The organism is Streptococcus sp. oral taxon 056 str. F0418 (assembly GCF_000220065.1).
In the GTDB taxonomy this organism is placed as follows: Bacteria; Bacillota; Bacilli; order Lactobacillales; family Streptococcaceae; genus Streptococcus.
The window spans coordinates 1720977-1741075 of the sequence record NZ_AFQU01000001.1 but is presented as its reverse complement, the minus strand read 5'-3'; the positions used below and the strand labels follow the sequence as shown (position 1 = coordinate 1741075).

Annotated in this window: 15 protein-coding genes; 3 read left to right on the top strand and 12 right to left on the bottom strand. The window is 41.0% G+C overall.

Annotated features, from left to right (window positions below; all coding sequences use genetic code 11):
• Window positions 1–57: 57 nt before the first annotated feature.
• The 6 genes from glgA to HMPREF9182_RS08585 form a co-directional block, all read right to left on the bottom strand.
• Window positions 58–1488, bottom strand: a complete 1431-nt coding sequence (glgA, locus tag HMPREF9182_RS08610) for a glycogen synthase GlgA (RefSeq protein ID WP_009754206.1) — start codon at window positions 1486–1488, stop codon at window positions 58–60.
• Window positions 1485–2624 carry a glucose-1-phosphate adenylyltransferase subunit GlgD gene (gene glgD / locus HMPREF9182_RS08605; RefSeq protein WP_009754521.1) on the bottom strand — a complete coding sequence of 380 codons (1140 nt, stop codon included), beginning with the start codon at window positions 2622–2624 and terminating at the stop codon, window positions 1485–1487. The genes glgA and glgD overlap by 4 nt, the downstream gene beginning before the upstream one ends.
• Window positions 2614–3756 carry a glucose-1-phosphate adenylyltransferase gene (locus HMPREF9182_RS08600; protein ID WP_009443475.1) on the bottom strand — a complete coding sequence of 381 codons (1143 nt, stop codon included), beginning with the start codon at window positions 3754–3756 and terminating at the stop codon, window positions 2614–2616. Before HMPREF9182_RS08600 ends, glgD begins: the two co-directional genes overlap by 11 nt.
• 184 nt (window positions 3757–3940) lie before the next feature.
• Window positions 3941–5842 (bottom strand): 1,4-alpha-glucan branching protein GlgB, encoded by a 1902-nt coding sequence (gene glgB, locus HMPREF9182_RS08595; RefSeq protein ID WP_009443940.1) that lies wholly within the window; start codon window positions 5840–5842, stop codon window positions 3941–3943.
• Between the two features lie 261 nt (window positions 5843–6103).
• Complete coding sequence (gene ptsP / locus HMPREF9182_RS08590; protein WP_009754680.1) at window positions 6104–7837, bottom strand: phosphoenolpyruvate--protein phosphotransferase; 1734 nt, start codon at window positions 7835–7837, stop codon at window positions 6104–6106.
• Window position 7838: 1 nt separating this feature from the next.
• Window positions 7839–8102 carry a phosphocarrier protein HPr gene (locus tag HMPREF9182_RS08585; protein WP_006596636.1) on the bottom strand — a complete coding sequence of 88 codons (264 nt, stop codon included), beginning with the start codon at window positions 8100–8102 and terminating at the stop codon, window positions 7839–7841.
• A gap of 432 nt (window positions 8103–8534) precedes the next feature.
• Here HMPREF9182_RS08585 and nrdH point away from each other — a divergent pair, with 432 nt between their 5' ends.
• The 3 genes from nrdH (at window position 8535) to nrdF (ending at window position 12181) form a co-directional block, all read left to right on the top strand.
• Window positions 8535–8753, top strand: a complete 219-nt coding sequence (gene nrdH / locus HMPREF9182_RS08580; RefSeq protein WP_009755113.1) for a glutaredoxin-like protein NrdH — start codon at window positions 8535–8537, stop codon at window positions 8751–8753.
• Between the two features lie 142 nt (window positions 8754–8895).
• Window positions 8896–11055 carry a class 1b ribonucleoside-diphosphate reductase subunit alpha gene (nrdE, locus tag HMPREF9182_RS08575; RefSeq protein WP_009443507.1) on the top strand — a complete coding sequence of 720 codons (2160 nt, stop codon included), beginning with the start codon at window positions 8896–8898 and terminating at the stop codon, window positions 11053–11055.
• A 166-nt stretch (window positions 11056–11221) separates the two neighbouring features.
• On the top strand, window positions 11222–12181 hold the full coding sequence (gene nrdF / locus HMPREF9182_RS08570; protein ID WP_009754416.1) for a class 1b ribonucleoside-diphosphate reductase subunit beta: 960 nt from the start codon (window positions 11222–11224) through the stop codon (window positions 12179–12181).
• Window positions 12182–12553: 372 nt separating this feature from the next.
• On the opposite strand, the gene HMPREF9182_RS11090 is transcribed toward nrdF, so the two are convergent.
• The 6 genes from HMPREF9182_RS11090 to pepF form a co-directional block, all read right to left on the bottom strand.
• Window positions 12554–12748 carry a hypothetical protein gene (locus HMPREF9182_RS11090; protein WP_009443271.1) on the bottom strand — a complete coding sequence of 65 codons (195 nt, stop codon included), beginning with the start codon at window positions 12746–12748 and terminating at the stop codon, window positions 12554–12556.
• Window positions 12749–13075: 327 nt separating this feature from the next.
• Entirely contained in the window at window positions 13076–15694 is a 2619-nt protein-coding gene (alaS, locus tag HMPREF9182_RS08555; protein ID WP_009754507.1) for an alanine--tRNA ligase, read from the bottom strand.
• A 46-nt stretch (window positions 15695–15740) separates the two neighbouring features.
• Complete coding sequence (locus HMPREF9182_RS08550; protein ID WP_009754718.1) at window positions 15741–16223, bottom strand: LURP-one-related/scramblase family protein; 483 nt, start codon at window positions 16221–16223, stop codon at window positions 15741–15743.
• 235 nt (window positions 16224–16458) lie between these two features.
• Window positions 16459–17406 (bottom strand): peptidylprolyl isomerase PrsA, encoded by a 948-nt coding sequence (prsA, locus tag HMPREF9182_RS08545; protein ID WP_009754510.1) that lies wholly within the window; start codon window positions 17404–17406, stop codon window positions 16459–16461.
• Window positions 17407–17600: 194 nt separating this feature from the next.
• Entirely contained in the window at window positions 17601–18287 is a 687-nt protein-coding gene (locus HMPREF9182_RS08540) for an O-methyltransferase (protein WP_009443216.1), read from the bottom strand.
• A gap of 1 nt (window position 18288) precedes the next feature.
• Entirely contained in the window at window positions 18289–20091 is a 1803-nt protein-coding gene (pepF, locus tag HMPREF9182_RS08535; protein ID WP_009754216.1) for an oligoendopeptidase F, read from the bottom strand.
• Window positions 20092–20099 lie beyond the last annotated feature (8 nt).

Genomic DNA, 20099 nt, shown 5'->3' with positions numbered 1-20099 from the left:
TCCTCCCTTGTCCCATGGACAAGAGAGGATTTGCTTATACTGATTCCGAAGTAAATGTTATAAAAGTGATTGATACAAATCACTGTATGCCTTGCTGGCTGTATCCCAAGAGAAGTCTTTCTCCATCGCCTGCTCTTGCAGAGATTTCCAAACTTCCTTGTCATCGGCATAGAGCTTGAGCGCTTCCTTGAAGGTCCAAGTCAGCCAGTAGCCAGAAAAGTTATTGAAGCTAAAGCCAGTTCCCTGTCCTGTATAGACATTGTAAGGCTCTACGGTATCACGCAGGCCACCCACTTCATGTACCAAAGGCAAGGTTCCATAGCGCATAGCCATCATTTGTGACAGGCCACAAGGTTCGAAGCGGCTTGGCATGAGGAAAATATCGCTGGCAGCGTAGATCTCCTGAGCCAAGGTCACATCAAAGAGGATGTTGGCTGAAAGCTTATCAGGATAGGCATGGCCAAACCAAGCGAAAGCCTGCTCAAAAGCTGGATCGCCTGTTCCCAATAAGATAATTTGCACATCTTCTTGGAGGAGATTGTGCAGCTCTTCCACTACCAAGTCAAAGCCTTTCTGACGCGTCAGGCGAGAAACAATCCCAACAACAGGCACATCATCACGCACAGGCAGACCAACTCTCTCTTGCAAAGCCCGCTTGTTTTCTAGTTTACCAGATAAGTCAGATTTGTCAAAGTGATGAGCTAAGAGTGGATCCGTTTCTGGATTATAGATATCCGTATCAATACCGTTGACAATTCCGACCAGCTTACCAGACTCCATCCGCAGAATTTGATCCAAATGGCAGCCAAATTCTGGCGTACGGATTTCACCTGCATAGCTTGGTGATACAGTCGTCACTCGGTCCGCATATAGAATACCCGCCTTCATCCAGTTAAGACAGTCATTCCAACGCAGAGTTCCGTCTGCATAGCGCTCATAGCCCACTCCAAACAGTTCCCAAAGCATGCTGTCAGGGAATTGACCTTGGAATTCCAGATTATGGATGGTTAAGACAGTTTTGATATTCTGATATGCTTGAATCCAATGGTATTTTTCCTTAACCAAGAAAGGGATCATAGCTGTATGGTAATCGTGAACATGCAGAACATCTGGAATAAAATCAATCCGCTCCATCAACTCAACCGCTGCTAGCTGGAAGTAGGCAAAGCGTTCCCCGTCGTCAAAGTCCCCATAAACATGGCCTCTGAAGAAATAATATTGATTGTCTATAAAATAGAAGGACACACCGTTCAAAACCAGTCGCTTTACTCCAACATACTGACGTCGCCAACCAACACTAACCTCAAAGTAGAAGAGATCCTCTACCTTATCACCAAATTTAGCATCCGTCATATCATAATAAGGGAGAATAACACCAACTTCATGTCCATGTTTGACCAGCGATTTTGGTAGAGCTCCAATCACATCTCCCAAACCACCTGTTTTCGAAAAAGGTGCTCCTTCAGCTGCTACAAATAAAATCTTCATCGAATCATGTCCTCTGTTACTTTTTGACCTTTGTTAACAACAATTGGATTATCCTCTGTTCCACGTATTACAACACCTTCTGCTACCTCAACTCCCTTGTCAAGAATAGCATATTCAACTGTTGCATTTGCACCAATTTCAGCTCGAGGAAATAGAATGCTATTTTTCACTTGACTACCAGCTTTGATATTAGTGTTACGTGAGATCACTGAATTAGCAACTTCCCCTTCGACAATACTTCCAGATGCAAATTGGGCGCGAGACACCTTTGAAGAAGGAGCATAATAGGTAGGTTCCTCATTCTTAACCTTGGTATATATTTTTTGATTTGGGCTAAAGAGTGAATAGAATTTTTTGCTTTCTAACATATCGAGGTTAGCCTGATAGTATGTTGCTACAGAGTAGATATTTGCCAAATAGCCAGTATATTCATAGGCAAAAGCACCTTCTTCAACCGCTAAATCACGTAGGACATAGCGAAGCTTTTGAGGGTGGTCTTTCTTAGCCTCTTCCTCCAACTTTTCAATTAACCATGGAGTATCCACAACAAAGATATCCGTAGACATATTGAAGAGCTCGGCATCTTCTCGGCCATCAAAGAGTTTATGTCCTCTGACATGGTCTGTTTCGTCAATATCTAGGACAGCATTCACATCTGAGATATTCTCCTTATTCAATTTCTTATAGACAACTGTAATTGGTTGTTCTGTTATATTGTGCAAATGGAAAACTTGATTGAGGTCAATATTAACCAAGATATCGCAGTTAAGTGCGACAGTTTGATTGGAACCAGAACGTTTAAGATAGGTCAAAAGCTGATCATAGTATTCCTCACCGACTGTAGAACTTTCTACACGAGTATTGTAAATCCCTAGGTAATAGTGGCTGAGCAAGGTAGACAGCCCCCACTCACGACCGGAACGAATATGGTCAAAGACAGAGCTGATATTGTCCTGCTGGAAGATGCCAAAAACACTGCGAATACCAGCATTGGCAAGACTTGAAAGCGGGAAGTCAATTAAACGGTATTTCCCACCAAATGGCAAGCTAGCTACTGGACGATGTTTTGTTAGAGTCGACATATCATGGAATCCGACTGTATTTCCTAAAATTGCTGAGTATTTATCAATCTTCATCTTTTATTATCCCCACTTTCTCGTTATATCCGACAACATATACTTCCTCTGTACCATCAAGCTCTACACCATCAGAGATGATAGCACCCTCTCCGATAATGGCCCGCTTGATCTTAGCGTCTTTACCAATAACAGCTCCACTCATGATAACAGAATCTTCAATGACTGCACCTTTTTTGACCTGAGCACTAGTAGATAGAATAGAGTGTTTTACTATACCGTCAACGAAACATCCATCAACGACCAGCGAGTCTTCCACGTGAGCATTTTCACCGATAAAGTTTGGCGGAGAAATCAAGTTGCGAGAATAAATCTTCCAGCGACGATTGCGACTATCCAGAGCATTTTCCGGATTGATGTATTCCATGTTGGCTTCCCAGAGAGACTCAACTGTACCAACGTCTTTCCAATAGCCTGCAAAGTCATAAGCATAAACGCTTTCGCCAGATTCCAGGTAGTTAGGGATAACATTCTTACCAAAGTCGGACATGTCCACATTGCTCTTTTCAGCAGCTACCAGCATATTACGCAGACGCTGCCAGTCAAAGATATAAATCCCCATAGAAGCCTTGGTTGACTTAGGATTTTCTGGTTTTTCTTCAAATTCAACAATCCGATTATTGGCATCTGTATTCATAATACCAAAACGGCTGGCTTCTTTGAGAGGCACATCCAGAACAGCTACTGTCAAGCTGGCATTATTGTCCTTGTGAGACTGGAGCATATCATCATAATCCATCTTGTAGATATGGTCTCCAGACAAAATCAAGACATATTCTGGATTAATGCTGTCAATGTAATCAATATTTTGGAATATTGCATGGCTAGTTCCTTCAAACCAGCGATTCCCTTCACTAGCAGAATAAGGCTGAAGAATGGACACTCCTGTATTAATGCCATCTAATCCCCAGCTGGATCCATTTCCAATATGGCTATTCAAAGCCAGAGGCTGGTATTGAGTAATGACACCGACATTGTGAATGCCGGAATTAGCACAGTTAGACAGGGCAAAGTCAATAATACGATATCGTCCACCAAACTGTACTGCAGGTTTTGCAATACTCTGTGTAAGCTTTCCAAGACGTGTTCCTTGCCCGCCGGCAAGAATCAAAGCTAGCATTTCATTCTTCATAGACTACTCCTTGCTAAGGTTCGAGTGCATTAAACATCAAAAACAGGAAATGGGTTGACGGAACGGTACTCCAAGGAAGACTTATACCTTACAGCATCCGAACTTATGGCTCATTTCATTTCGCAAATTGCGCATCTTTCTCCGATATTTTAATACAAGTTCAATTACAACAAATGGGATAACCCTATTTTTTATTTTTAGTCGACTTTGATTTAATGCGACGTTTGATCTTCCAGACGCTAGCTCCAAGAGCTGGCAGTGTGAAGGTCAAGGTCTGCGGATAATCTTTCCAAAGTCCTTCTTGAGACTGAACTGTTTCGTTATGTTCCTTCCAAACACCTCCCCATTCTTCTAATTCAGTGTTCCATACTTCTTCATAAATGGCTGCCACTGGAACACCGATGGTAAAGTTCTTCCGCTCTACCGGTGCCATATTGAATACACAAACTAACATATCTCCTTTTTCCGTCTTACGGATGAAGGAGAGAACACTTTGATCAGTATTATCCGCATCAATGATTTCGATGCCATCGTAGCTCAGATCAATTTCCCAAAGCGGACGATTGTCTTTATAGAAGGCATTGAGTGCAGCAGTGAAGCCCTGCATCTTCTTGTTCATCTGATCGTCCAGATTCGACCATTCTAGTTGCTCTTCTGACTTCCATTCTAGGAACTGACCAAATTCTGAACCCATAAAGAGCAATTTCTTGCCCGGATGGCAGATTTGATAAGTCAGCAAGTTGCGGAGCCCTGCGAATTGATTGTAACGGTCACCCCACATCTTGTGCATGAGACTCTTCTTGCCATGAACCACTTCATCATGTGAGAATGGCAGGAGGAAGTTTTCAGAGAAAGCGTACATAAAGCTGAAGGTCACTAGATTAAAATCGTACTTACGATAAATCGGATCTTCTTCGTAGAAACGAAGGATATCATTCATCCAGCCCATATTCCACTTGTAGTCAAATCCAAGACCACCCAGCTCTCTCATGCCAGTAATCTTGGTCCCTGAGGAACTTTCCTCCGCAATCATCATAACATCAGGATGGGCTAACTTGATAACCGTATTGAGGCGTTGCAGGAAGTAATAGCCTTCATAGTTGCGATTGCCTCCATCTTTATTTGGCTGCCAAGGACCACTGTCATAGTCCAGATAGAGCATATTGCTGACAGCATCAACCCGAATCCCATCCAGATGGTAAAAATCAATCCAGAATTTAATGCTGGAAATCAAGAAAGACTGAACCTGATTCTTGCCCAAATCAAAGTTGAGAGCACCCCAACCATAGTTATGGGCCCGGTCATGGTCCTGATACTCGAAAGTCGGTGTCCCATCATAGTAGGCCAACGCATCATCATTAATAGTGAAATGGCCAGGCACCCAATCCACGATGACCCCGATATTGTTTAAGTGACATTCTTCGACGAAGTCTTGAAATTCCTCAGGCGTGCCATAGGTGTGCTCAAAGGCGAAGTAGCCCATGAGCTGATAACCCCAGCTAAGCCCCAGCGGATGAGCCATAAGCGGCATGAATTCCACATGTGTATAGTTCATCTCCACCAGATAAGGAATCAAGTCTTCTTTTAACTGGGCAAAGCTATAAGGACTGCCGTCTTCATTGCGTTTCCACGAGCCAGCATGCACTTCATAGATATTGACCGGCCGAGAGAAGAAGCCCCAGCGCTTTCGGCGTGCCAACCAAAGACCGTCTTTCCAATTCTTCTCAGGAATAGTCCGAATAACTGCTCCAGTACCTGGACGCTCTTCCAAATAGATAGCTAAAGGATCAATTTTTAAAATTTCCTGACCACTGCTACGCTTGATATTGTACTTGTAAATATCTCCTTCTTTAGGTAGCTCCGTGAAGACTTCCCAAACGCCCGCTTCATTTCGGACCATAGGAATCTGCTCTTCATACCAATTGGTGAAATCTCCAATCAAATGTACACTCTGAGCATTAGGCGCCCAAACGCGGAAAGAGTAGCCAGACTTGCCGTCTACTTCATCCTGATGCGCCCCTAGATAATGCTGCAAATGAAAGTTTTCACCTGTTGTAAAGGTTCTTAATGCTTCGTTCTTATCCATGCAATCACCTTTCTATTTGTAAGCGTTTTCTATATTTTTATTTTATCCTAAATTTGACATATTTTCAAGTAAATTTCATAAATATTATCATTTTTTTCAAAAACTGAACGATTGCTTCATATCCGTTTTATTAGCAGCTAATTTACTGTTGATTCATTTCTATCCATATTTAAAGCACTTTTTTTACGAACAAAATTTAAAGAAAGAACCATTTTTGAAAATGGTTCTAAAAAAGAGCGATTGCCCGCTCTATTATATTAATTAATCAAAGTTTACATACTCTTTTTCAAGCTCAAGAACTTCTTCCATTGTTGCACATTCAGTCAATGCACGTTGAGCCAGTTCTTGCATCTTCTTAGTATCAAGTTTCTTCATGAGGCTACGAGTCCGAAGAACTGAAGTTGCACTCATAGAGAATTCATCCAAGCCCATACCTACAAGCAATGGCACAGCTGTTTGGTCGCCAGCCATTTCTCCACACATACCAGCCCACTTGCCTTCAGCATGCGCTGCCTTGATAACATTGTTAATCAAGCGAAGGATAGATGGGTTATATGGTTGATAGAGGTAAGAGACTTGCTCATTCATCCGGTCAGCTGCCATAGTGTACTGGATCAAGTCGTTGGTACCGATAGAGAAGAAGTCTACTTCCTTGGCAAACTGATCCGCGAGCATCGCTGCCGCTGGGATTTCAATCATGATACCCACTTGGATATTATCTGCTACTGCAACGCCTTCAGCCTGCAACTTAGCTTTTTCTTCTTCATAGACAGCTTTAGCCTTACGGAATTCTGTCAGAAGAGCTACCATTGGGAACATGATACGTAATTGTCCGTGTACAGAAGCACGCAATAGGGCGCGGATTTGTGTACGGAACATAGCATCGCCAGTTTCAGAGATAGAGATACGCAAAGCACGGAAACCAAGGAATGGGTTCATTTCGTGTGGCATATCAAAGTAAGGAAGTTCCTTATCTCCACCGATGTCCATAGTGCGAACAACCACTGGTTTTCCGTTCATGCCTTCAAGTACAGCTTTATACGCTTCGTACTGCTCATCTTCTGTTGGGAAGTCTTGAGAATCCATATAAAGGAACTCTGTACGATAAAGACCGACAGCTTCTGCACCATTAGCATTAACACCTTCAACGTCTTTTGGCGTACCGATATTAGCAGCGAGTTCAAAGTGCTTGCCGTCTGCTGTTACAGTTTGGGCATCCTTGAGCAATTCCCATTCAGCTTTTTGTTTAGCATAAGCGTCACCAGCTGCTTTGAATGCTACGATTTGCTCTTCAGTTGGGTTGATGATTACATCACCAGTGATACCATTAACAGCAATAATATCTCCGTCTTTTACCAACTCAGTAATATTATTAGTTCCCAATACCGCTGCGATTTCAAGCGTACGTGCCATAATCGCTGAGTGACTAGTCCGTCCACCGATATTCGTCACAAAAGCCTTAACAAAGTTTTTGTCAAGCTGTGCTGTATCAGATGGAGTTAAGTCATGAGCAATAACAATCACTTCTTCATTAATAGATGCTGGGTTTGGTAATTTTTTACCTAAAAGATTAGCCAATACACGTTTTGTTACATCGCGAATATCCGCCGCACGTTCTTGCATATATGGATTATCTTCCATACCTTCAAAAATCGTAATAAACATGTCGGTTACTTCTTTTAAGCCAGCCTCTGCGTTTACCTTTTTAGTACGGATTGTTTCCTTAATTTGACCAACCATTTCTGGATCGGACAGAACCATCAAATGTGCATCAAATACTTGGGCTGCTTCTTCCCCTAAGCTATCTACTGCCTTTTCACGGATAACAGAAAGCTCGTTCTGTGAAGCTTCAAGAGCTACATCCAAACGAGCCTCTTCTGCATTCGTATTTTCGACTGAAACAGTCTCAAACGATAAATCCGGTTGGACTAATAGATATGCCTTAGCAACAGCAACACCATCAGATGCCGCAATTCCTTTAAGCATTTCTGTCATATTATGCCAATCCTTCTTTTTCCATTGTTTCTGCAATTGCTGCAAGTGCGTCGTCAGCGTCTGCACCTTCAGCAGAGATAACTACGTCTGCACCTTGACCAACACCAAGGCTCATTACGCCCATGATTGATTTCAAATTTACTGATTTACCTTTGTATTCAAGAGTGATATCAGAAGCAAATTTGCTTGCTGTTTGAACCAACAAAGTTGCTGGACGAGCGTGAATACCTGTTTCTGCCACAATGTGGAAATCTTTAGAAGCCATAATTAGACTCTCCTTTAAATAATTCTTTGTCAGGCTAATTGATAACCCTTACAATTTGTCATTATATCATTTTTTGAAATCTTTTTCAAGAATCAGTACTAGATTTTTCAAAATTAAGCATTATTTTTTCAGGTTTTAGTCTCATAGAATAGGAGTTTTTTCTTATTAAAATAAATCATTTAATACATCATTTTTATGATTTATTTATATCTCAAAAACATCCTTAAGCTCATTTTTTCTATCTTTTCAAAGCTGAATATGCCTATTTTTCCTCATTTTAGTGATATTTCCGCACTTTACATAAATACCATATATTGTATCGATAATTGTTTTATAACAAAAATCAACACAATATTTAGTTCAATCCATTGACAATCATTTTCCTTTGAGATATACTTAGTAAGTATTAAAAAATAATAGGAGTTCCCTTGTATGGTAACGATTTACTCAAAAAATAATTGTGTTCAATGCAAAATGACCAAACGTTTCTTGGATACAAACAATGTGAAATACCAAGAAATCAATCTTGATGAACAGCCAGAATATATTGAGCAGGTAAAAAAACTGGGTTTTAATGCTGCACCAGTAGTGCAAACTGCAACCGAAGCTTTCTCTGGCTTCCAACCAAGCAAATTAAAACAACTTTCATAAAAATGGCACAGTGACTTGTTTTTCTGCGATACTTTCGTAGCAAAAAACAATTTATTGAGTAGTTTATGGAAAACAAAGGAGCTTCTATGAATCTATAGGAGCACTTTCTTTTGTACAAAAGAATTAGAAAAAGGAATCAATTATGGGTTTAAAACACTTAGAAGATGTTACTTACTTCCGTCTGAACAATGAAATTAACCGTCCTGTCAATGGTCAAATCATGCTTCACAAAGACCAAGAAGCCTTAAAAGCTTTCTTCAAAGAAAATGTTGAACCAAATACCAAACAGTTTGCCTCTATTACTGAAAAAATCCAGTACTTAATTGAAGAAAATTATTTAGAAAAAGAATTTATCGAGCTCTATTCTCCCGAATATATTGAAGAATTAGCAGCTTTTATCCATGCACAAGATTTTAAATTCAAATCTTTCATGGCAGCCTACAAGTTCTACAACCAATATGCTCTAAAAACAAATGATGGAGAATACTATCTAGAAGGAATGGAAGAGCGTGTTCTCTTCAACGCCCTCTATTTCGCGAATGGAGACGAAGCTATTGCCAAGGATATTGCCAATGAAATCATCCACCAGCGCTATCAACCGGCTACGCCAAGCTTCCTCAATGCTGGCCGTGCTCGTCGTGGTGAATTGGTTTCTTGTTTCCTCATCCAAGTAACAGATGACATGAACTCAATCGGTCGCTCCATCAACTCTGCCTTGCAACTCTCTCGTATCGGTGGCGGGGTCGGTATTTCCCTTAGCAATCTACGGGAAGCTGGAGCGCCTATCAAAGGCTATGAAGGAGCTGCATCTGGGGTTGTTCCTGTTATGAAACTGTTTGAAGATAGTTTCTCCTACTCTAACCAGCTGGGCCAACGTCAGGGAGCTGGGGTTGTTTACCTCAATGTCTTCCACCCAGATATTATCGCTTTCCTTTCTACTAAGAAAGAAAATGCGGATGAAAAAGTTCGGGTTAAAACTCTCTCGCTTGGTGTCGTCATTCCAGATAAATTCTACGAATTAGCTCGTAAAAACGAAGAAATGTACCTCTTCAGTCCCTATTCTGTTGAACGTGAGTACGGCGTACCATTTGCCTACCTTGACATCACTGAAAAATATGATGAACTAGTAGCAAATCCTAAGATCACCAAAACGAAGATTAAAGCACGTGATTTGGAAACAGAAATCTCCAAACTCCAACAAGAATCCGGCTATCCTTATGTCGTAAACATTGATACAGCTAATCGTTCAAATCCAATTGACGGTAAAATTATCATGAGCAACCTTTGCTCTGAAATCCTGCAAGTGCAAGAACCTAGTCTCTTGAATGATGCACAAGAGTATCTCCACTTGGGAACAGATGTCTCATGTAACTTGGGTTCTACCAACGTTGTCAACATGATGACTTCTCCTGACTTTGGAAAATCCATCCGAACTATGACACGCGCCCTTACTTTTGTCACTGATAGTTCACACATTACAGCTGTTCCTTCTATCGATCACGGAAATAGCCTGGCTCATACTTTTGGTTTAGGCGCTATGGGGCTACACAGCTACTTAGCTCAGCAGTTGATTGAATATGGTTCAGCAGAAGCTGTTGAGTTCACTAGCATCTACTTTATGCTCATGAACTACTGGACTCTAGTTGAGTCTAACAATATCGCTCGTGAGCGTGGTGTGACCTTCCATAACTTTGAAAAATCTGACTATGCTAACGGTACTTACTTTGACAAATATCTGACAGGTGAGTTTGTACCTAAGTCTGAGCGTGTCAAAGATCTCTTCGCAGGCATCTTTATCCCATCTGCAGAGGATTGGGCAGAGTTATGCGACAAAGTCAAGGCTGATGGTCTCTACCACCAAAACCGCCTAGCCGTTGCACCAAATGGGTCTATTAGCTACATCAATGATGTTTCTGCTTCAATCCACCCAATCACTCAACGGATCGAGGAACGTCAGGAAAAGAAAATCGGTAAGATCTACTATCCTGCTGCTGGTCTGTCAACTGAGACTATCCCTTACTACACCAGCGCTTATGACATGGACATGCGAAAGGTGATTGATGTCTATGCAGCCGCAACTGAGCATGTGGACCAAGGTCTTTCTCTGACCCTCTTTATGCGCAGTGACATTCCTAAAGGTCTCTACGAGTGGAAAAAAGAAAGCAAGCAAACAACCCGTGACCTTTCTATCCTGCGTAACTACGCCTTCAACAAGGGAATCAAATCCATCTACTACGTCCGTACCTTCACCGATGATGGTGGCGAAGTAGGTGCCAACCAGTGTGAAAGCTGTGTGATCTAATTGTTGGTAGGAAACAGTCATCTCGTTTTTACTTACTGACTTGATTACCATCATCAGCTAACAACTCAAAAGTCGGTTCGCCGACTTTTTGTTCGATCCCCTTATAAAATTGTGATAAAATAATAATGATTCTTTATCACATCACAACTACAGAAAGAGATTTCAAATGGAAACATACTACAAAGCCATTAACTGGAACGCTATCGAAGATGTTATCGATAAATCAACTTGGGAAAAATTGACAGAACAATTCTGGCTGGATACCCGAATTCCCCTGTCTAATGATTTGGACGACTGGAGAAAGCTATCGAATAAAGAAAAAGATCTAGTCGGTAAAGTCTTCGGAGGCCTGACCTTGCTAGATACCCTCCAGTCTGAGTCTGGTGTGGACGCTCTACGTAAGGATGTCCGCACAGCTCATGAAGAAGCTGTTTTCAATAACATCCAATTTATGGAATCCGTTCACGCCAAATCTTATTCTTCTATCTTTTCTACACTCAACACCAAATCAGAAATTGATGAAATCTTTGAATGGACAAATACCAATCCTTATTTGCAGAGAAAAGCCGAAATCATCAATGAGATCTATCTGAACGGTACTCCTCTTGAGAAGAAAGTAGCCAGTGTATTTTTAGAAACCTTCCTTTTCTACTCTGGTTTCTTTACGCCTCTCTACTATCTAGGTAACAATAAACTGGCTAACGTCGCAGAAATTATCAAGTTGATTATTCGTGACGAGTCTGTCCACGGAACCTATATTGGCTACAAATTCCAACTTGGCTTTAATGAGCTTCCTGAAGCAGAACAAGATACTTTCCGTGAATGGATGTATGACTTGTTGTACAAACTCTACGAAAATGAAGAAGGATATACAGAAACGCTCTACGATGGTGTTGGCTGGACCGAGGAAGTCAAAACGTTCCTACGTTATAATGCCAATAAAGCCTTAATGAACTTGGGACAAGATCCGCTTTTCCCAGATACAGCTGATGATGTAAACCCTATCGTTATGAACGGTATCTCTACCGGTACTTCTAACCACGACTTCTTCTCTCAAGTCGGCAACGGCTATCTCCTCGGTGAAGTTGAAGCCATGCAAGATGACGATTATAATTATGGATTATAATCTATTAGCTTTATAAAAAACAACTCCTCAGAATACTCATGTGAGCAAGCATTCTGAGGAGTTTTTATTATTGAGATGATCCAAAATAGACTGTTCTCTTTAATAATTTCCAGTCTTTAAAATATTATGATTTAGTCTTGCATGGCTCAGTCATATCTAGCGAGAATGCTTGTTCTGAGTATTATCAAATATCACTTTAAAAATATTCTTTTTTTAGACAATACCAAAACTTAGATAAACCAAAAATGGTCCTAGCATCTACCAAACAAATCCTCGCTTAAGAAGTATATCAGTGTAATAGAAGATAGCTACAGAGATTAGTGTTAATAGAATAAATAAAACCATTTTTTCATATTACTCAATTCTTTCTATTCAGTCCTCCAGCAATTCAACAGACCGAATGTCTTCAATACGCATAAGTTTTGTTTCTTTCTGACCTTTTTTATTTGTCTTGCTAAGCTTAACCCAGTCTTCATCCACATCCATCACAAACCAGTCTGTTATTTCACTTAATTCCCCCTTAATCGTCGGTTTCTTTCCAATCATCTCTTTTAAAAAACGTGACATTTTCTTCTCTCCTTTTCTATTTTTTTCCAAAGTTTTTATTCGCCTTCGCATTCGCTTTTGTTTACTAAAAGATTCAATCCACAGCACAAAAGCCAGGGGAAATAAGAACCATAAGAATATATTCATAAATCGCCCTCCATTGTCGTTAAAAATCATTGTAGCAAATCTCCTTCCTTTTGACAATTATACTGGTCAAAAAAGCATAGATATTTGCCACACCTTTCAATCCTATTAAAAATAAAAAGACCAGGATTGTACTGACCCCAAAAAGTTAGACAGAAAAATCTAACTTTTGGGGTGCCGTTCAGTCCTGATCTTAAAAATATTCTACAATTTTCCAGCAACTGCATCCAACAATTCTTGGATGTTTGCTTGATTGCTTCCTCCTGCCATGGCCATATCCGGTTTCCCACCGCCACGTCCATCAACGATTGGAGCTAATTCTTTGACAAGGTTGCCTGCATGGAGGTCTTTCGTCTTGCTGGCTACGAGGACATTGACTTTGTCACCAATGGCTGCGACTAGGACAAGCAAGTCAGAGTAGTCTTTTTGTTTCCAGTTATCCGCAAAGGTACGAAGAGCTCCTGCGTCTGATACAGAAACTTGGCTTGCAATGTAACGGTGTCCGTTTGCTTCTTTAACGTCCTTGAAGAGATCACCTGCAGCAGCTGCAGCAGCTTTTTCTTTCAATTCTGCATTTTCTTTTTGAAGTTGACGGAGTTGCTCTTGAAGACCTTCAACTTTGTGAGGTACTTCCTTGAGTTGAGGTGCTTTCAAAGTAGCTGCTACTGCTTTCAGAGCGTCTTCTTGCTCACGGTAGGCTTCAAAGGCTTCCTTACCAGTTACCGCTAAGATACGGCGAGTACCTGAACCAATCCCCTCTTCTTTGACAATCTTGAAGAGACCTATCTCAGAAGTGTTGCCTACGTGTGTACCACCACAAAGCTCAATAGAGTAGTCGCCGATCGTCACGACACGGACTTCCTTACCGTATTTCTCACCAAAGAGGGCCATGGCTCCCATTCCTTTAGCAGTCTCGATATCAGTTTCAACAGTTTCCACTGCGATAGCTTCCCAGATTTTCTCATTGACTTGCTGTTCAATAGCACGCAATTCTTCAGGAGTTACGGCTTGGAAGTGCGTAAAATCAAAGCGAAGGAATTCGACTTCATTAAGAGATCCTGCTTGGGTTGCATGGCTTCCAAGGATATTGTGAAGAGCCGCATGGAGCAAGTGAGTTGCTGTGTGGTTTTTCATGACTCGATGACGACGATTGGTATCGATCGCCAATGTGTACTCTTGGTTCAAAGCAAGTGGAGAAAGAAGCTCAACTGTGTGCAATGGTTGTCCGTTTGGTGCTTTCTGTACATCTGTCACCTTAGCCACAACATTTCCTGCAGCATCCAAGATTTGTCCATGGTCTGCTACCTGTCCACCCATTTCAGCGTAGAAAGGGGTTTCAGCAAAGATGAGAGAGGCAGTTCCTTCAGATACAGCTGCTACTTCAGCATTTTCAGAAACGATAGCGACCAATTTAGAAGTCAATTGACTCGCATTGTAGTTAAAGCGACTTTCCACCGTGATATTTTGAAGGGTTTCATTTTGCATGCCCATTGAGCCACCTTTGACAACTGATGCACGCGCACGTTCTTGCTGCTCTTTCATGGCTGCTTCAAAACCTTCACGGTCAACCGTCATACCTGCCTCTTCAGCGATTTCTTCTGTCAATTCCACTGGGAATCCATATGTATCATAGAGTTTGAAGACATCTGAACCAGCGATGACAGATTGGCCTTTTTCTTTCAAATCAGCTACGTTGCCTTGGGCAAAGTGTTGACCTGAGTGGAGGGTACGGGCAAATGACTCTTCTTCGCTCTTGACGATTTTTTCGATAAAGTCGCGTTTCTCAAGCACTTCTGGGTAGTAGCTTTCCATGATTTTTCCAACAGTTGGAACCAGTTTGTAAAGGAAAGGCTCGTTGATGCCCAATTTTTGACCGTGCATAGAAGCACGACGGAGAAGACGACGAAGGACATAACCACGACCTTCATTTCCAGGAAGAGCGCCATCACCAATAGCAAAGGAAAGCGAACGAATATGGTCAGCGATGACCTTAAAGCTCATATTGTCGCCATCTTGATCGTAGACTTTACCAGACAATTTCTCAACTTCTCGAATGATTGGCATGAAGAGGTCTGTTTCAAAATTTGTCTTAGCCCCTTGGATAACTGCCACCAAACGCTCCAAACCAGCGCCCGTATCAATGTTCTTGTGAGGCAATTCCTTGTACTCGCTACGAGGAACAGCAGGGTCAGCGTTAAATTGAGACAAGACGATGTTCCAAATTTCGATGTAACGGTCGTTTTCAATATCTTCTGCAAGAAGACGGATTCCAATATTTTCTGGGTCAAAAGCTTCTCCACGGTCAAAGAAGATCTCAGTATCAGGTCCTGAAGGTCCCGCACCGATTTCCCAGAAGTTGTCCTCGATTGGAATCAAGTGACTTGGATCCACTCCTACTTCAATCCAACGGTTGTAAGAATCTTTATCGTCTGGATAGTAAGTCATGTAAAGTTTATCTTTCGGGAAGTCAAACCACTCAGGGCTAGTCAAAAGCTCATAAGCCCAAGTGATGGCTTCATCACGGAAGTAATCCCCGATAGAGAAATTCCCCAGCATTTCAAACATGGTATGGTGACGAGCTGTTTTCCCGACATTTTCGATGTCGTTAGTACGAATGGCTTTTTGTGCATTAGTAATCCGTGGATTTTCGGGGATAATGGTGCCGTCAAAGTATTTTTTAAGAGTGGCTACCCCAGAGTTAATCCATAAAAGAGTAGGGTCATTTACAGGAACCAAGCTGACCGATGGTTCTACAGAGTGGCCTTTACTTGCCCAGAAATCAAGCCACATTTGGCGAATTTGAGTGCTAGATAATTGTTTCATATGTTTTTCTCCTTCATTCTTTTTTAAAATCTTTTCAATATTGTTCCTATGATGAGCTTTCCAGCATTTCTACATAGTCAATGGCGACACAGAGGGAAATGACAAGGTCTACATAGGCTTCATCATATACAGTTACCTGATAAGTGGAAGTTAGATGAAAAATTTCCTTGGTAATTTCAGCAACCGTTTGGTCTTGTTCATCCAACAAACGGAAGTTTAAATCCCATATATTCCCTTCTACTCGCAAGCCCAGTTGATCAAACTCATACTTATCACGGAAAAAAGTCAGTTTCTTACGGATATAAAAGTGATGACCACTCCGAAGTTTGATCACAAAACGAGGCAAGAGAGTCATAATCGATTTGGTAATTTGACTAACAACCTGTCCTTGCGCATCATAAATGCTAAAGGTCTTAGGAATCCGAAAAAAAGAGCCTTCCACTTGATAATCCACATTTCCTCGGTCATCCTTGATATCAAATCTCTCCCCGCCTAAGCGGAATTTTTGCTTGACCAGATATGTTTTCATCTCTTGACCTCCAAAATCAACTTAAAAGACAAGTTCCTTGTACGAAGGGCGAAAAACCGCGGTACCACCTTCATTCAATGAACTTGTCATTCTCATTTCTTATTCTGTTTTTAAGATGAGTAGCATGATTTTCCGTCTCAGATGGCTCGCAGCACCGCCATTTCTCTGAACTAAGAACTTGAAAAAATCAATTCTCACCTTTTTTATTATACCTGCTTCTCTCTTAGCCGTCAACTTATTTTGACTTAGAAGATGAACTTTCACTTGTTGATGAGCCATCTGTATGAATATATTGAGAGAAGAGATTTTGGAATGCAGCATCTTTTACCTTAATGTTAGCTGCTTGCAATTCTTTTGCTACAACGCTCTGGATAAAGCTTGTATTGTTTTGTTTTTCAGTCAAGATAGCTTGTTTCAGTTTTTCTTTGTAATCTTGCCATTTTGATGATTTTTCTGACTTCGCAACTAATTTTACAATGTAGTAACTTGTTGCACCTTGAGCACTACGAACAGTCACAACATCTGAAATACCATTTACTTCAAGACCAAACGTTGCTTTTTTCACAGCATCAGGAACATTTGTAGCTGTAGAATCAAACTTGATTTCGCCACCTTTTTCTTTGGTATCATTATCTGTTGAATTTTCCTTAGCTAACTGTGCAAAATCAGCACCTTCTGCTCGAGCCTTTTCTAAAACTTCTTTGGCCTTATCTTCACTATCAAGCTTGATAATTTGCGCTGTTACTTCTGGTGTATAGTTATCATATGCAGTTTTATAAGCTTCATCAGTTAGCTCTTTTTCAGCAGCTTTTTTTACAGCGTATTCTACTAATTTATTGGTTCTGATTTGCTCACGATAAGTCTCTTCTGTCATACCTGCTTGAGCTAGGACACGTGCAAAATTATCTCCATATGTTTTTGCACTCTTATCAAATGCTTCGCTGACTTCTTTATCCGATACTTTTTTGCCGTACTCTTTTTCAAAAACTTCTTTGATTGTGAGATTCAAAAGTACTTGTTGCGCTGAGGCATTTGTTTTTACTTTCTCATAGAATTCAGAAACTGTAATGGTATCACCTTTCATTGTGATAATGTCTGTGTTACCATTTGTTGATTTTCCACAAGCGGCTAGCACAGCTACTGATAAAAGGGTCACTGCTCCAATAATTATTTTTTTCTTCATTGTGATGAAAACTCCTTTGTAAAATATCTAGACTCTAAAGTTTCTTTTTGTCTAAAATCGTTTATTGAGTTGCTAGCTTTTTTCTTAAAGAGCATGAACTAGCTTGATTTACTCACTTTTCCTATTGTACCACAAAATAAATTTGATGGCTTAAATTTTCCTAAAAATTAGATAAATTCCTATAAATCTACAGTTTAACTACGTTTTCTAATCATAAGTAGGCCATCTCCTAAGGGAAGAAGACTGGCTGTCAAATCTGGGTTATCCAAAGTCTCATCGAATAGATTGTGCAAACCACGGTAGATAGCCCGTTGCCCCCGCCTGATTTCCTCAAACGGTTTGGCTACATCTCCCCCCTGAAAGACATCATCAATAAGCACCAAGCCACCAGGATTGAGACGTTTGAGGACCTGAGGTAAAAAGACCACATACTTGGACTTGGCAGAGTCCATAAAGACAAGATCATAGGAATCCTCTAATGTCTCAAGCAGGTCCACTGCATCTCCTTCCAACAAAGTGATTTGCTGTCTGCTATCGTACTTAGCAAAATTAGCCTTAGCCAGTGCAATCATCTCCGGATTACGGTCAATCGTCGTAATCTGAGCCTGAGGCGCATGCTCTGCCATCAAAAGAGCGGAAAAACCAATGGCCGTTCCAATTTCTAAAATTTTCTCTGGTTGGAGGCTTTCGAGTAGCAAACGGAAGTAAGCGACTGTCTCATGAGGAATCACAGGCACATTTTCAGATCTCGCAAAATCTTCTAAGGCCTTAAGACCACCTGTAACTGGCTGAAGACGTTGCCGCATAAAGTCCACTATTTCTTGCTTGACTACTGGTCGGCGCATATTAGGATTGGAGTTTTGATTATAAGTCTCGACCATCTTATGCTAAGCCCAACTTTTCTACCAAGGCTTCAAATTCGTCCAAGCGACGTTCAAAGACAGCAAATGCAGCATTTAGATAGTCTTCTTTTTCCATATCCACACCTGCTTTTTTGATGACATTAAGTGGATAGTCAGAGTTCCCAGCTTTGAGATAGTCCAGATACTTGTCCTTGTCTTCTTGGCTACCATGGACAATCTTTTCGGCTAAGGCCGAAGCGGCCGCAAATCCCGTAGAGTATTGGAAAACATAATAATTGTAATAAAAATGCGGGATTCGAGCCCATTCATACTGAATCTGCTGATTATCTTCTTTTTTCAAACCATAGTATTTCTCATTAAGCTCAGCATAGAGATCATTGAGAAATTCGCTAGTTAGAACTTGACCTTCTTGGTCAGCCTTATGGATCGCATGCTCAAACTCTGCAAACTGGGTTTGACGGAAAACTGTACCACGGAAGCCATCCAAGAAGTGGTTGAGAATCGCAAAACGAGTCGCATCATCCTCTACTTCTTCTAAGAGTTTCTCTGTTAAGATATTTTCATTAGTTGTTGAAGCAATTTCAGCTAGGAAGATAGAATAATCTCCGTAAACATACGGCTGATTTTCACGAGTATAGCTGGAGTGCATACTGTGTCCTGTCTCATGTACTAGAGTAAAGAGATTATCCAATGTATCCTGCCAGTTTAGTAACATAAAAGCATTGGTATCATAAGATCCACCTGAATAGGCTCCTGAGCGCTTGCCCTGATTTTCATAAACATCAATCCAGCGCTCTGAGAAGGCTTGCTTCACTCGTCCTAGATAATCCTCACCCAAAACTGCCAACACTTCCTCAGACTTAGCCAAGGCTTCTTCGTAACTAAACTTGTAATCTGTCTCTGATAGTGGTGTATAAACATCATACATCTTCAGATCAGAAATCCCCAAAATCTTTGAACGAAGTGCGATATAGCGTTGTAAAAGTGGTAGGTGTTTATTGACAGCTGAAACAAGGCTATCGTATACACTCTCTGGAATAAAGTTAGCAGACAAAGCCGCTTCACGAGCAGATGAAAACTTCCGCACTTTAGCGTTATAATTTTGAACTTTAACGTTTGTCTGAAGAGTTTTCGCATAGGTGTGTTGATACTGCTCGTAAATGCTATAAAGAGCTTCGTAAGCTTCCTTACGAACTTCCCGATTTTTAGACTCTACTAAAGAGATATAATTCCCATGTGTCAACTGGACTTCTTCACCTGCTTCATTATGAACCACAGGAAAGACAATGTCCGCATTATCCAAAATGGCAAAGGTTTCACTGGCCGCGCTGAAAATTTCTCCAGCACCAGCCAGCAACTCTTCCTCACGCTGAGTCAGGATATGTTCCTTCTTTTGCAAGAGCTTGTCAAAATAGTGTTGATAGATTTGCAACTCTGGCTTTTCAGTTAGAAAGGCTTGGTATTGGTCTTCTGTGATCGCCATAAATTCTGGCTCGTAAAAAGCAAAAGCTTGACCAAACTCACTGTAAATAGCCATTCCTTTAGCTTGGTATTCCTGATATTTTGCCACACGAGTATCCTGGTCGTTCTTCATGTGGGCATAGGAATACAATTTTTCAATTCGACGCATCAAATCCAACTGTACTTCTGTCGTTGTCAAAAGGCTATCCGCTGAATCCAGCAGATGCCCAGCAAGACCAGTCGCTTTTTTTAATTCTTTTGATACCTGCGCCAGCTCCGCTTCAAAATCCTCATCTGTAGGGAAAATCGTGCTTAAATTCCAAGTATATTTTTCTTCAATTTCATTTCTTTGTTTTGCCATAAAAAAAT